The sequence below is a fragment of the Dehalobacter sp. CP genome, assembly GCF_047652685.1.
In the GTDB taxonomy this organism is placed as follows: Bacteria; Bacillota; Desulfitobacteriia; order Desulfitobacteriales; family Syntrophobotulaceae; genus Dehalobacter.
Window position 1 is genome coordinate 947,369 of the sequence record NZ_CP157399.1, and the last position, 13,582, is coordinate 960,950.

Genomic DNA, 13,582 nt, shown 5'->3' on the forward strand with positions numbered 1-13,582 from the left:
CGAAACCATCCTCTTAATCAGTACTAGAGTTTTCCACCGTTGTTCACCATGTTACTTTCAGCAAATTCAATCATCTTTTTAACCATATTTCCGCCGATTCTACCGCCAATTTGGCCGCCAATCCGGCCAGCATCCCTTGATGTGATGTCTCCATTATATCCCTTGTTTAACTGGATGCCCAACTCATTGGCTACTTCATATTTGGCGTTGTCCAGATACTGTGCATATTCCTGCGGTCCGCTGTTCATGATACCTAACTCTTTGGAAACTTCATATTTTAGTTGATTCAAGTCAGAATTCCCCAAACTAAATCACCTCTTTATTTTTTCTTATTTTAGTTTGTTCAATTCTACAGCGCAAATACGATGAAATGTTTTGCTATTCAGGCAAAAAAAAGACAAATCTTTTTATGAGGAAGAGTTACAGAAGAGTTACAGAAGAAATAAAACAAAGGGAAAAAAATACAACAAATATTCAAAAATGATATGAATGCAGACAACCTTTTTCTTTGTCTGGCCGGATAAAAAGCATAATTCATCTTCTTTCTGCATAAAAAAATGATATAGACTGTCTGGATTTTATTTAGAAAGGAGTTTCGAATCATGCAAGTTGCGCTCCCTTTGACAGAATCCAATCAGCCCACCCTCGTTCCAAAACAGGTGATTGGCCTAACAGCACTTCTACTGGCCGGAACTGCCGTAGTCCCCTCAAATCCTTATGCCCTGCAGGAGATTGCCTCCTTGCGTACGAAGATTACGGCAGCTCCTGCTAAAACGGTTGACGAAGGCCCAATGCGGACCGACAATATTAGAATTATGGAGGAAAAAGCTGGCAATAGCAGCTTTTCTTGTGTAAATGTCAGTACGCTTTCCCTGATAGAAGCAAGCAAAGAAAAAGCAGAGATTCAGGCCGGTATCGTAGCTTCGGTACTAACCTGGGAAGGGACTGCCTATAAATGGGGCGGCCGGTCTAGATCCGGTGTCGACTGTTCAGCGCTGGTTCAAAGAGTATTCCTTGAGAATGGAATTCAACTTCCAAGGACATCGTACGAACAATTCAGAGAGGGGGTTGGCATACCTAAAGCAAGATTACAACCTGGTGATCTGATCTTTTTTCATACCAACGGAGCGGGAGCAAGTCATGTAGGAATCTATCTCGGGGATAACAAGTTTATTTCTGCGGCCAAGCATTGCGTACAGATTTCTTCGATGGATGAGCGTTACTGGGCGGAGCATTACCGGGGCAGCAGAAGAGTGATTGCGTGATACTGAGGACAATCATCTGGCAAGTATGTTGATATAAAAGACGGATTCTTGACAGAATAATCAATAAACTCTATAATCAAAATAATCTAGAATTTAGGCAAATCGCTGCAAGGGAAGGTATTACCTCTCGTCTCCATGGGGATGGGAGGTTTAGTTATTTCAGATACTGGGGGTAGAGTCAGATGAAGATTCTGGTGAATAACAAAGTGGCAGAGGCTGGAATTCAACTGCTGCGTGAAGAACATGACGTGGATACCTATTGTACATTATCTCAGGAAGAACTGATCAAAATGATTCCGAAATATCATGCTCTGGTCATCAGAGGCGATACGATTGTCAGCAGTGAAGTCATTGAAGCTGGCAGGAATTTGAAAGTAATCGGAAGGGCCGGTCTGGAAGTTGAGCATATCGATATTCAGGCAGCCACAAAGCAGGGGATTGTTGTCCTGAATGCCCCTCAGGGCAACAGTGCTTCTTCCATTGAATATACCATCGGGATGATCCTGGCTCTGGCCAGAAGGATTCCTCAGGCTTATTCCTCCGTCAAGCGCGGAGAGTGGCAAAGACAGAAGTTCCTGGGAATGGAGCTGAAAGAAAAGGTCTTGGGCATCATCGGCCTGGGGCGGGTCGGCATGGGCGTGGCCAAGCGGGCCAAAGCGTTCGATATGAAAGTGATTGCCTATGACCCGTTTTTAAGTGATGATAAAGGCAGAGAGCTGGGGATCGAGCTGGTGGATATGGATGAGATCTTAAGTAAAGCAGATTACCTGACGCTGCATATTCCGGCGACAGTTGACACGCGCAATCTGCTGAATAAAGATGCGTTTTCTAAAATGAAAAAGGGCATCAAGATTATTAACTGTGCCAGAGGCGGAATCATTGATGAGGAAGCTTTGATCTGGGCACTGCAGGAAGAGATTGTGTCCGGGGCAGCTTTGGATGCGTTTGCTGAAGAACCTCTTCAGTCAGATCATCCGCTGGTGAAGATGGAGAATGTGGTCTGCACTCCCAGGATTGCCTCCCGGACGCAGGAGGCTGAAAATGAGGTTGCACTTTGCGCAGCCCGCGGAGTGCTTGCTGCGCTGAGATCCGAACCGGTCTCAACTTCACTGAATATTCCGCCTGTATCAAGAGATGTCATGAATATGATCAAGCCTTACCTTCACTTGATGCAAAAAATGTGTGTTCTGGCTGTCAAACTGACTGAAGGAAGAATAAAAAATATTGAAGTCCGCTATAATGGAGATATCAGCACTGCGGATACCAAAATGCTGACGCTGGCAGCCATAAAAGAGGTCTTAAATCCAATTCTTCAGGAAGAGGTCAATATTGTCAACGCGCCTGAAGTTGCGAAAGAACGCGGCATAACCGTCAAGGAGATCAAAAGCAAAGAGGCGCAAAGCTTTGTTGATCTGATCAGCATTACCGTTAAAACTGATTTGACTGAGCATAAGGTAGCAGGCACGCTTTTCGGCAAAAGCGAACAGCGGATTGTGGAGATCGACGATTTCAGGGTTGAAATAGATCCTTCGGGGTGGTTCCTGCTTATCTCACATGAGGATTATCCGGGAATGATCGGCAAAGTCGGGACTGTATTAGGTGAGCATAACATCAACATTACCAGTATGCAGGTTGGCAAGATCAGTTCCATGAGCAGAAACATTATGATTGTCGGTATTCAAACCGAAGCCGATTCGGAAGTCATCGGCAAATTGAAAGAGATTAAGGGAACCGAAAATGTTGAAGAGATTTTCTTCAATAAATATCTGTCCTAAGGGGAGATCGGCATGAGCATCAAGTTTGGCACGGCCGGAGTGCCTTTGTCTTCCAAGGAAGCATCCACCGAGGCCGGAATCCTAAGAATCAGGGAACTCGGAATGGATGCGATGGAAGTCGAGTTCGTTCACGGGGTGAGAATGAAGGAAGACAAAGCGTTAAAGACCGGGGGAACTGCGAAAAAAGAATGCGTATCCCTGTCTTGTCATGCGCCTTACTATATCAACCTGAATTCCAGTGAAACGGAAAAAGTTGAGGCAAGCAAAACAAGGATTATTCATACTGCCAGGATTGCCAGGATACTTGGGGCCGGAAGCATCGTCTTTCATCCGGCATTTTATTCCGGGGATACTTCGGATACCGTCTTAGCCAGAGTAGTCAAAGAACTCAGCGATGTCCGGCAGGAACTTGATCAGGAAGGTAATCAAGTCATCCTGAGGCCTGAAACGACAGGCAAACCCTCCCAGTTTGGCGATCTCGGCGAAACGATCAAAATAGCGCAGGAGGTTCCGGGTGTATTGCCTTGTATTGACTTCAGCCATCTGCATGCCAGAGCCAATGGTCAATTCAACAGCTATGACGAGTTCTGCGCGATTCTTGAGCAGACAGCCGAAGGGCTTGGTGAGAAGTGGACAAGCAATGCGCATTTCCATATTTCCGGGATTGAATATGGTCCGAAAGGCGAAAAGAGACATCTCGTTTTGCAAGAAGCTGACCTGAAATTCCGGGAAATCCTTAAAGCCTGCCTGAGCTTTGGCATCCAGGGAACCGTGATTTGTGAAAGTCCGAAGCTTGAGGAGGATGCTCTGATCCTGCAAAAGGCTTATTTGGAGCTAAATTCTTAAGGCAGTTTTGGCAGTTCTTACATTCATAGACGGTTATCTCCGACCGATAATGATACAGTGTTTGCGGGCTCTTTGAGCCCGCATTTGCTATTTTACTCAACTTTTGCTGCCTAATTTTCAAATCATCAATATCAGACGGCAACGATAGATTTTAAAGGAATAAGGAGAAACTTGTAAATTGCACATGTACCTATTACAATACACTCGAACGAGAAATAAGAATTCGTTAATAAATATTAAAAGCTATGAGATAAGTTTTCTAATCAATATTAGGAGGCTTCTGTCTCATAGCTTTACTGTTATGTAATTTTTGCTGTACTGGAAATCCCAAAAATATCATACGATGAATAATTTTTAGCTTCTGTATTCTTACTCTATAATATTACTGTCAATTTTATTCATCAGTGTCAATATTTTGCTCATTTTGTTGAAAATAGATAAATGAGCGCAATGGTATTTACATATGTTTGATAATATAGCAATATATAGATGTTCATTGGGGGGTGATATATGTAATATTAAAGAATTTAATATCAAAAAGTATTTTTTTAAGGAGGAGAATAAATGTTTAAAGCAAAAAGGATGTTATGTCTTGTTCTGAGCTTATTAATGTTGATTTGTTTTACTATGCCGGTTTATGCAATCGAGTCAACAAGTAAAGTTATTCAACTTTCGCCAGATGTACAAACAGAAAAAATACTGGATAATGTTGAATTAATTATGAACACAGACAGTGCAACATTAACTGTAAAGGATCATAAAGAGAAAGATGCAGGGCTAGAATCTTATACCGTTACTATTGACAAAGAAAATAAAACGTATAAAGCCAGAAAAGCAACAGGTAAAGAATTAGAAAAAATTACAAGCACAATAGAAAGGAACAGCCCGTCTTCTAAGTCTGGTTTATCCAGTCGAGGATCATATTCTTTAAGAGTTGCTGCAACAACATTTGATCCTCCTGGATATGTTCTATGCCAAACTTATAATGAGTTATATTGGTATAATGAAGGGACTACCAGTTATTTACAAAGCAGATATGAAGGCTATTATGCGGCTAATCCATCAATTCTTGGTACACATTGGTACTGTAATGGTCTTTATTGGACGGGCTTAAGTCAGGGGGTGCCTTCAGTAACTAGCTCAAATACTGCTGATTTTTATAACTGGGACTTCATTTTACCTAATTATGCAACATATGTAAGCCATAGCATAACTTGTCAAGGTGGCTGGAATGGGAGTGCTTATTATACGGCTTCAACTACAAGGAGTGGAGAGGATTATTTTTTATTAAGCTTTAATTACACGACATATTAACTTTGGGTTTCATTGATGTATCTAAATATTTTACCAAAAACCTTCATTTATTGATTTATTGGAGGTTTTTGAATATGAACAATTGTTTTATTAATATTTCTTTTGGAAGATTTTCAGCATTGAGTAAATTGATCATAACAGAGTTGTTAAAACCATGGTCTCATAAGAAAACTATTTGATTCAATGTCAACTATTCACGACAATATTGTGAGTATAATTAATTAACATTTTAAATTTTTCTTTTCAATTTACGAGGAGGTAAGTCAATGAAGTTTCCCTCTTATCGCATACAAAGTAATTATTATCAGAAAGTTGGAGCTTTATTTGGAATTTGTGGCTCGGTAATATCTATTACATTATGGGTAATCCTTATCTTTTTTGCAAAAGGGCAACATGCTTCGAAACTATATATAATAACCCAAATTCTACCTGGGATTGTAGGGCTAGTATCTTCTGTTTTAAAAAAAGTATGGCCTTTAATCATAGTATTCTTAATCTTATTGCCATTAGGTTTATACATGGCAATGAACCCTAGTATTTTTAGGTATTTCGGATTAGCTCTAGCTTTTTATCTGTTCTCGATTATATTACTATTGGTTGGAAATAGGATAAGAAAGAAAAAGTTACCTGAATTTGAAGGTCAAGATATCGTAATAGAACAAAATAACGATGATATTTATTAGAAACTTGACTTTGGAAATAATGTAAGGCCGATAAGCGAAGAAGAAATTACTTGGAGGATAACTGCGAAATAGAAGAAAATGATAAATGAAATTAATTTTTGCTGCGAAAGGTTTGATTTCTCATTACGTGGCAACGATAAGCCAGAAAAAGGTTAGTCTTTATTTAGACAAACCTTTTTCTAGCTGAAATATTTACAGCCCGTAGATAGATTATAAATTAAAACGACCCGTCTTCATTCCCGAACACTTCGGATAAATCATGAGCGTTTTCAAGCAGCATGTCAATCCCCAGCTTCTCCCTTAATACCTCCCGGATGTTCTGCGCGGACATCGGCTCGTCTTTTTTCCCCAATTGGAAAAGCCAGTTGGGAAACCCGATGGCTTTTCTGGCGTATTTTGGGCCGAACATTCTCCGGTACTCCGGCAGACCGGCCGCTACCTGAACAACGATAGCGTCCGCTGCGATCTCCCAGCCTGAAGTATCTGAAGCTTCGGGGATGTGCTCATACGCTTTGTCCATCCTATATAAATGATACTCCAGCCTGGGTCCGGCCCAGTAATATGCCTGGATAAAATCCTCTGCTTCGAAGGCGCAGCCCGGCAGATCCGGGAAAACAACCGTATATTTACTGCTTATTTTATTCCGCTCAATAATGGCCGGGAAAACATATTTGCTCTTCATCATCCACCATCTCTTACTGCGCATTTCCGATAGGGTAAGCTTACCTGCTCCACGTCTCGTCTTTAAGCCACACATTCAGAAGATCGTAAACTTTATTCTTATAAATGATATACGTCTCCTTGTCATTAGGGGCGATTTGGAGCAGCTTATGCTTGACTTCCTTCATGGTTTGATCCAAGTTTTCACAGAGGAAGGCGATATGGTTGGCCCTGACTTTGAGCGACGTATTCAGGAAGTTTGTTTTCATCCGCTCGTAGCCCTTGGCGGCTGAGCTTTTTTGGAGCGATTCCAGCGCATCATTCAGCTGCCTGGCCGTTTTAGCGAGTTCTGCTTTGGACGTCTTGACGTTCTCCAATTGGACCTTCAGATGGGCGAGTTCTGATGTCAGCCCGGTGATGATATCGCTTTGGTCTGCCACTGTTTTCTGGAGATCTGTGTTCTTTTGTAAGGCCAGGTCTTTTTCTTGCCGGGCCTGCGTCCGTTCCTTGACCGCTTTCCTGAGTTCCTGCTTGGTCATCCCCTCGATATCCATATCAACGATAAATTGCGCCCGTTCCTCCTTTGGGACTCCTAAGAGGATCACCGCCTGGCTGTAGTTTAAATTCGGAGCCGGATCCGAATTTGAGGAGCTAAGCTGTCCTGCTCCGTACTCTTTGAAGATACGCATCAGTTTATTGGCCCTGCTCTGAGAGAAATCGACCGACTCCTCCAGCCACTTGCCCCATTCTCCAAACTTAAGCAGGGCCTTGGCCTCCGTCAGCCGCCTTCCAATCTCGACAGCGGCGGCAAGGTAGATCCTCTCCGTCTGGTATTTGATCATGTTAATTTCAGCTGCTATGACATGCGGCGTGCGTCCGCTGATGATATCCGTTAGTGTATCAGATACCGTATTAGATAATGTATCAGTTACTGGATTAGTCACTGGATCCGTCAAGATATCCACACTCCTTGGGGCTGATTTCACTCATAGGATACGTGGCCAGGCTTAAAAGTGTGACAAGCTCAGTCGTCAGGCTTTTTATTTTAGGGAAGAAATCTTTTATTTCCCCAAATCCTTAACATCGGACAATCTCTCTCATAGTATATAAGGTCGGGAACGAACAAGCCCGGCTTGTCAAACTGTTGAAGGGAGGGATGAACCATGGCAGTGACAGAAATAACTTTGGATTCGATCGTGTCAACAAAATACCAGACCGGGACTTCGCCGGCAGGCGGCCCGGTGACCCAGAAGAAAAGCCTGAATTATGTGAAGCCTACTGCCACGAGTCAAGACATCTATGATGTTGCAGCGGCTCTATCCGGTTTGAGCCAGTATCCGCTGCTGAATGTTGTGCTCAGCAAAAACTGGGAGCTTACGGATGAATAAGCAGCGGCAAATCTATCTGAAAGACTGGCTAGGTTTAGTGTGAATGCCAAGGTGATTGTCAAGGCAAATCTTCAGGGGGTGATTAAAATGGCGATTATTACAAGCAAGGTGTTAAAGCTAACTTTTCTCACCACCGGCGGCAAATCCTTCATTATTTCCGTCCCCCAGCCGAGGGTGGACCTGACGCTGGCTGAGGCCCAGACCGCGATGGAAACGGTTATTGCCAAGAATATATTTAACAGCCCCAGCGGCGAACTGGTCACGATACGGGATATCCGGGTAATTGACATGACTACGAACGATCTGTATGATCCGCCGGTAGCATAAGCAATTTGCCCATAGAAAAGGAGGCGCTTTTTGAACTGCACCCAGTTCTTAAGGCTCCTCCTTCTTCAAAATAAATGGTTTAGGCAGGAAAAATATGGAATATGTCGAATCGCTGTTGTTGGAGGGATCATGATGAGGATAATCCAGGAAAAAATCTTTCGAGCAAGTATTTTGACCATTTCAGGGATCGGTAGTCAAAGACTGCGTCAGCTGATAGCCTATTTTGGGAGTGCTGCTCAAGCTCTGGAAGCGCCTGCCGGTGCTTTTTCCGAGTTAGCCCATCTCGTTTGGGTGAAAGAATTTCTGCAGCACAGGGCAGAACTTGATCTTGGAGCGTTTCAGGAAAGACTGCAGAGGAAAGGTATATCCTTGGTTATGCCGGGAGAGTCAGAGTACCCATGTTTACTGGCCGAGTGTCCGGATGCACCCCCTGTGCTGTTTTACAAAGGTGTGCTTCAGGCTCAGCAGGAGGGAATAGCGGTGGTGGGTGCGAGAAAGGCTTCACCCTATGGCAAAGCGGCGGCATCTTTTTTAGCCGGTGGGATTGCCGGAGAAGGTTATGCTGTGGTCAGCGGTTTGGCCCGAGGCATTGACACGGCAGCGCATCGAGGAGCACTTGAGGCCGGTGGAATTACCTGGGCCTTTATGGCCGGAGGGCTTGATACGATCTATCCGTACGAGAATACGAAGCTCGCAGATTCCATTATGGAAAAAGGCGCACTGTTAAGTGAGTATCCACCGGGTATTCCGCCCGAGCCAGGACAGTTCCCGGCCAGGAACAGGCTGATCAGCGGTTCGTCCCGCGGAGTCATTGTGGTTGAAGCAGCCGAAAAAAGTGGCGCACTGATTACAGCTGACTGTGCCCTGGAACAGGGACGGGAGGTGTACGCTGTTCCAGGTCCGATCTTCAGTAAGCTAAGCCGGGGAACACATCAGCTGCTGCGGATGGGCGCAAAAGTAACGGAGGACATGAAGGATGTACTGAGCGAACTGGCTCCGTTCACACCCGAAAACAGGCTATCCGAAGTTCTGGCATGTCGAGAAGGAACGACTCGGGTAAGGTCTAAGGGAATGAGGCAAACAGAATCGAAATGGGCTGAAATCCTGGGGTGTTTGAGCGATATTCCGCTGCATATTGACCGGTTGGCTGTCTTATGCCCGCTTCCGGCTCAGGGCATTGCACTGGGACTGCTGGAGCTCCAGCTTGCCGGAGAGATTTTGCAGCTGCCAGGCCAGCATTATGTCCTTCAGCGTTAAAAACGTTATTCATTTGTACAATATTTTGTTTTACCATTGTGGTTTTGAAAATAAATGGTATAATTTGTGTTGCTATTTTTTTTAAGGGTTAAATCAGAAACGATGCATAGGATTAAGGAAGATAATTTAGTAATATTAATCAAATTTTAATCAATATTGATACAATAGAATTACATTGAGAGAAATCATGAGGTGAAGCATGTCGAAAACTTTGGTTATCGTTGAATCCCCGGCCAAGGCAAAATCCATCAGCAAATTTTTGTCTAAGAATTATACGGTCAAAGCTTCCATGGGACATCTGCGAGATTTGCCAAAGAGCCAGATCGGGGTTGATGTCGATCATAATTTTGAGCCGAAATACATTGCAATCAGAGGACGCGGCGATTTGGTCAAAGAGCTTAAAGCTGCAGCGAAGACTGCCGACCGTGTCTTGCTGGCGTCCGACCCCGACAGGGAAGGTGAAGCGATTGCCTGGCACTTGACGCACTTGCTCGGTCTGAATCCCGAAGAGCTGAGCAGGATCGAATTTCATGAAATAACGAAACCAACGATTCAAAATGCCGTTAAAAAACCTCGCAAACTGGATATGCATCTCGTAGATGCCCAGCAGGCGCGCAGGGTTTTGGACAGACTGGTGGGCTACAAATTAAGCCCGCTTCTGTGGCGGAAAGTTAAAAAAGGTTTAAGTGCCGGACGTGTTCAGTCTGTTGCGGTCAGAATGATCTGTGACAGAGAAGAAGAAATCCGCAACTTTGAACCGGAAGAGTACTGGACTCTGGATGCGGAATTCTTGTGCCGGGGCGGCAGTTTTGCCGCCAAACTGCTTCATAAGCAGGGCAAAAAGATCACGATTTCGAGCCGCGAGCAGATGGATGAAGTATTGCGGGAACTTCGGGCGGCCGCATTCACAGTCGGAGAGGTAAAAACGAAGGAAAAGCGAAAACAGCCGGCGCCTCCTTTTACGACCAGCAGTCTCCAGCAGGAAGCCTACCGCAAATTAAACTATACACCTAAAAAGACGATGATGCTGGCCCAGCAGCTCTATGAAGGACTTGATCTCGGGAAGGCCGGTACGGTCGGATTGATTTCGTATATGCGTACGGATTCTGTCCGGATCGCCGACACTGCACAGGAAGAGGCCAAAGGTTTTATCATCGAGACTTACGGCGAAACCTATTATCCCGAAGAGCCGAGGAAATTTGCCAGCAAAGGCCGGACCCAGGAAGCGCACGAGGCAATCAGACCAACATCCGCTCTCAGGACGCCTGAATCCGTCAAAGGCTTTCTCGGACGGGAGCAGTTCAAGCTTTACCGGCTGATATGGGACCGTTTTGTCGCCAGTCAGATGAGTGCGGCGGTTTATGATACGATTACCGTAGACGTTCTGGCTGGTGATTACCTTTTAAGAGCCAATGCTTCAGCAGTGAAGTTTCCGGGATATCTCACCGTCTATGAAGAAAGCACTGATGAACCGGAAAAACTGGATAATGAGGAAAACTGCCTGAAAGGAGATCTCAGCATCGGGCAGAAGCTGCAGTTAAGGCAGCTTCAGGAGAAGCAGCATTTCACCGAGCCCCCGGCGCGTTATACTGAGGCAACCTTGGTCCGAAAAATGGAGGAAGAGGGGATCGGGCGTCCGAGTACGTATGCGCCGACGATTGAAACGATTCAAACGAGGGGCTATGTAGCAAAGGAAGACAAGAAACTTGTTCCAACCGAGCTTGGTGAAATTGTGATCAACTTGCTGAAAGAGCATTTTCCGGATATTGTCGACCAGGAGTTTACAGCCAACATGGAGGAGAAGCTTGACGATATCGAAGACGGAAAATCGGATTGGAAGAAAATTGTCGGAGAATTTTACGGCCCGTTTGCCGATACACTTGATAAAGCTGAACAGAAGATCGGCAAAATCAAAGTTGAGGATGAAGTTTCAGATGAAGTCTGTGAACTTTGCGGCAGGAATATGGTCATCAAGATGGGACGGTTCGGAAAGTTTTTGGCTTGCCCCGGTTTTCCTGACTGCCGGAATGCGCGGCCTTTACTCGAGGAAATCGGCGTGAACTGCCCGAAATGCGGAGAAAAACTTGTCGTCAGGAGATCGAAAAAAGGACGTAAGTTTTACGGCTGCAGCAAATACCCGGACTGTGATTTTATTTCCTGGGAGAAACCGGCACCTCACCCTTGTCCGGAGTGCGGCGGGGTAATGACCGAGAAAAGTACCAGAAAAAACAAAAAATATGTCTGCATCAATCATGACTGCAGGTTTACCGAAGAAATCAAGGAAACAGAATAAGAATTAAAATCTAAGAACGATACTACACGACTAGGATGGGTACTATGGCAAAAGCGACAATCATTGGCGCGGGCCTTGCGGGGCCCGAAGCTGCCTGGCAGATGGCCCAGCGCGGGATTGACGTTGATCTTTATGAAATGCGTCCGCTGAAAAACACACCCGTTCATCAAACGGAACAATTTGCCGAGCTGGTCTGCAGCAATTCGCTGAGGGCTGCCGGCCTTGAAAATGCTGTCGGGCTGCTCAAGGAAGAAATGAGGCGTCTGAATTCGCTGATCATGGCGGCAGCAGACCAGACTTCTGTACCGGCCGGAGGGGCTTTGGCTGTTGACAGGAATCTTTTTGCGCAAATGGTTACCGATAAGGTCTCCGGTCATCCGAATATTAATATCATCCGCGAGGAAGTGAAAACAATTCCGGCGGACGAAAAAGTGATCATTGCCACAGGGCCGCTGACAACGGATGAACTTGCTGCGGATATTCTGCGGCTGACCGGGAAAGAGGCGCTGTCTTTCTTTGATGCGGCGGCACCGATTGTCGATCTTGAGACCGTTGATCTGTCCAAAGCTTTTTGGGCATCCCGCTATGACAAAGGCGAGGCAGACTATCTGAATTGCCCGCTCAGCAAAGAAGCGTATGAAACTTTTTATGAGGCCCTGATTCAGGCCGAAGCTGCCGAGGTTCAAGGTTTTGAAAAAAATCTGGTGTTTGAAGGCTGTATGCCGATCGAGGTCATGGCCCAGCGTGGACTCATGACGATGGCGTTCGGGCCGTTAAAACCTGTCGGGATTATGAACCCGCATACCGGTAAAAAACCGTTTGCTGTTGTTCAGCTGCGGAAAGAAAATATCCAGGGAAGCCTTCTGAATTTGGTTGGCTTCCAGACACATTTAAAGTGGAGCGAACAAAAACGCGTGTTCAGGCTGATACCAGGCTTAGAACACGCTGAGTTCGTACGTTACGGTGTCATGCACAGGAATTCGTTCCTGAATGCGCCTGAAGTCCTGAATGCTGATTTTAGCTGCAGGATGAAGCCAGATCTGTTTTTTGCCGGTCAGATTACCGGCGTGGAAGGTTATGTCGAATCCGCCGCCAGTGGGCTTTTGGCCGGATTGAATATGGCCCGTCTGCTGAATGGACAGGATACGCTTGTCTTCCCGCCTGAAACAGCGCTTGGCGGACTTGCCCGCCATTTGGAAGGTTCGCCCAGTGTTCATTTTCAGCCGATGAATATGAACTTTGGTCTAATCACTCCTCTTGGAGAACGAATCAAAGGAAAACGCGAAAAAAATACAAGGTTATCGGCAAGAGCCCTGCACGAGCTGGAAAGGTTCATCGAAGAAAAACAACTCCAGTACATTGATCTTTTAATAATTTGACAAATATATTTATTGGGGTCTGGTCTGTGCGCCACATTCCGCTCTCGGCAGATAGCGCCCTCCATGGCGCTAACTGCCGCGCTCCGCATCCATGCTCCGCTTACGCTGGAACTGTGGCACACAGCCCCAGCTATGAAGGTTTAAATGTCTAGTTATTTAGAGAACGGTATACTAGAATAGGTTCTCAGAATAACGCTAACTCCAAAAAAGCTTATACTACTCCAGACTAGTCTCCGTAATGGATGTCCAGCGTCAAGCGGAGCATGGATTGCGCAGCGCGGCTTTTTGACGGCCACGGATGGCCTAATGTCGCGATGCCACGGATGGCAAAGAGCGACTCGCCATGGATGGCACAACAGCCGAAAGCGGTCATCCATTACGGAGACTAACCCGAA

Annotated in this window: 13 protein-coding genes; 10 read left to right on the plus strand and 3 right to left on the minus strand. The window is 45.4% G+C overall.

Annotation, left to right across the window (positions count from 1 at the left end; genetic code table 11):
• Window positions 1-23: 23 nt before the first annotated feature.
• Complete coding sequence (locus AAH944_RS04760) at window positions 24-290, minus strand: alpha/beta-type small acid-soluble spore protein (RefSeq protein ID WP_415536942.1); 267 nt, start codon at window positions 288-290, stop codon at window positions 24-26.
• A gap of 312 nt (window positions 291-602) precedes the next feature.
• On the opposite strand from AAH944_RS04760, the gene AAH944_RS04765 reads away from it, so the two are divergent.
• From AAH944_RS04765 to AAH944_RS04785, 5 genes are all read left to right on the plus strand, one after another.
• Window positions 603-1,265, plus strand: coding sequence for a C40 family peptidase (locus AAH944_RS04765; RefSeq protein WP_415536943.1), 663 nt, complete (start codon window positions 603-605; stop codon window positions 1,263-1,265).
• A 182-nt stretch (window positions 1,266-1,447) separates the two neighbouring features.
• The gene (serA, locus tag AAH944_RS04770; protein ID WP_415536945.1) at window positions 1,448-3,040 is read left to right on the plus strand and encodes a phosphoglycerate dehydrogenase; all 1,593 of its coding nucleotides are present in this window, start codon (window positions 1,448-1,450) and stop codon (window positions 3,038-3,040) included.
• A gap of 12 nt (window positions 3,041-3,052) precedes the next feature.
• Window positions 3,053-3,886 carry a TIM barrel protein gene (locus AAH944_RS04775; RefSeq protein ID WP_415536947.1) on the plus strand — a complete coding sequence of 278 codons (834 nt, stop codon included), beginning with the start codon at window positions 3,053-3,055 and terminating at the stop codon, window positions 3,884-3,886.
• Between the two features lie 564 nt (window positions 3,887-4,450).
• Window positions 4,451-5,200 (plus strand): hypothetical protein, encoded by a 750-nt coding sequence (locus AAH944_RS04780; protein ID WP_415536949.1) that lies wholly within the window; start codon window positions 4,451-4,453, stop codon window positions 5,198-5,200.
• Between the two features lie 266 nt (window positions 5,201-5,466).
• Window positions 5,467-5,883 carry a hypothetical protein gene (locus AAH944_RS04785; protein WP_415536951.1) on the plus strand — a complete coding sequence of 139 codons (417 nt, stop codon included), beginning with the start codon at window positions 5,467-5,469 and terminating at the stop codon, window positions 5,881-5,883.
• Window positions 5,884-6,100: 217 nt separating this feature from the next.
• Here the strand turns inward: AAH944_RS04785 and AAH944_RS04790 are convergent, their stop codons facing one another.
• Both AAH944_RS04790 and AAH944_RS04795 read right to left on the minus strand, forming a co-directional pair.
• Complete coding sequence (locus AAH944_RS04790) at window positions 6,101-6,565, minus strand: type II toxin-antitoxin system HicB family antitoxin (RefSeq protein ID WP_415536953.1); 465 nt, start codon at window positions 6,563-6,565, stop codon at window positions 6,101-6,103.
• Between the two features lie 40 nt (window positions 6,566-6,605).
• Entirely contained in the window at window positions 6,606-7,499 is an 894-nt protein-coding gene (locus tag AAH944_RS04795) for a DUF3102 domain-containing protein (RefSeq protein WP_415536955.1), read from the minus strand.
• A 207-nt stretch (window positions 7,500-7,706) separates the two neighbouring features.
• On the opposite strand from AAH944_RS04795, the gene AAH944_RS04800 reads away from it, so the two are divergent.
• From AAH944_RS04800 to trmFO, 5 genes are all read left to right on the plus strand, one after another.
• Complete coding sequence (locus AAH944_RS04800; protein WP_415536957.1) at window positions 7,707-7,931, plus strand: DUF1659 domain-containing protein; 225 nt, start codon at window positions 7,707-7,709, stop codon at window positions 7,929-7,931.
• Between the two features lie 87 nt (window positions 7,932-8,018).
• Window positions 8,019-8,258 carry a DUF2922 domain-containing protein gene (locus AAH944_RS04805; protein ID WP_415536959.1) on the plus strand — a complete coding sequence of 80 codons (240 nt, stop codon included), beginning with the start codon at window positions 8,019-8,021 and terminating at the stop codon, window positions 8,256-8,258.
• 129 nt (window positions 8,259-8,387) lie between these two features.
• Window positions 8,388-9,515, plus strand: a complete 1,128-nt coding sequence (dprA, locus tag AAH944_RS04810; protein WP_415536961.1) for a DNA-processing protein DprA — start codon at window positions 8,388-8,390, stop codon at window positions 9,513-9,515.
• Window positions 9,516-9,714: 199 nt separating this feature from the next.
• Window positions 9,715-11,808 (plus strand): type I DNA topoisomerase, encoded by a 2,094-nt coding sequence (topA, locus tag AAH944_RS04815; protein ID WP_415536963.1) that lies wholly within the window; start codon window positions 9,715-9,717, stop codon window positions 11,806-11,808.
• Between the two features lie 44 nt (window positions 11,809-11,852).
• On the plus strand, window positions 11,853-13,187 hold the full coding sequence (gene trmFO / locus AAH944_RS04820) for a methylenetetrahydrofolate--tRNA-(uracil(54)-C(5))-methyltransferase (FADH(2)-oxidizing) TrmFO (protein ID WP_415536965.1): 1,335 nt from the start codon (window positions 11,853-11,855) through the stop codon (window positions 13,185-13,187).
• The last annotated feature ends 395 nt before the right edge of the window (window positions 13,188-13,582 follow it).

Coding starts and splice junctions, on each gene's coding strand:
- AAH944_RS04765 (WP_415536943.1), top strand. CDS start 603: ATGCAAGTTGCGCTCCCTTTGACAGAATCCAATCAGCCCACCCTCGTT.
- serA (WP_415536945.1), top strand. CDS start 1,448: ATGAAGATTCTGGTGAATAACAAAGTGGCAGAGGCTGGAATTCAACTG.
- AAH944_RS04775 (WP_415536947.1), top strand. CDS start 3,053: ATGAGCATCAAGTTTGGCACGGCCGGAGTGCCTTTGTCTTCCAAGGAA.
- AAH944_RS04780 (WP_415536949.1), top strand. CDS start 4,451: ATGTTTAAAGCAAAAAGGATGTTATGTCTTGTTCTGAGCTTATTAATG.
- AAH944_RS04785 (WP_415536951.1), top strand. CDS start 5,467: ATGAAGTTTCCCTCTTATCGCATACAAAGTAATTATTATCAGAAAGTT.
- AAH944_RS04790 (WP_415536953.1), bottom strand. CDS start 6,565: ATGAAGAGCAAATATGTTTTCCCGGCCATTATTGAGCGGAATAAAATA.
- AAH944_RS04800 (WP_415536957.1), top strand. CDS start 7,707: ATGGCAGTGACAGAAATAACTTTGGATTCGATCGTGTCAACAAAATAC.
- AAH944_RS04805 (WP_415536959.1), top strand. CDS start 8,019: ATGGCGATTATTACAAGCAAGGTGTTAAAGCTAACTTTTCTCACCACC.
- dprA (WP_415536961.1), top strand. CDS start 8,388: ATGATGAGGATAATCCAGGAAAAAATCTTTCGAGCAAGTATTTTGACC.
- topA (WP_415536963.1), top strand. CDS start 9,715: ATGTCGAAAACTTTGGTTATCGTTGAATCCCCGGCCAAGGCAAAATCC.
- trmFO (WP_415536965.1), top strand. CDS start 11,853: ATGGCAAAAGCGACAATCATTGGCGCGGGCCTTGCGGGGCCCGAAGCT.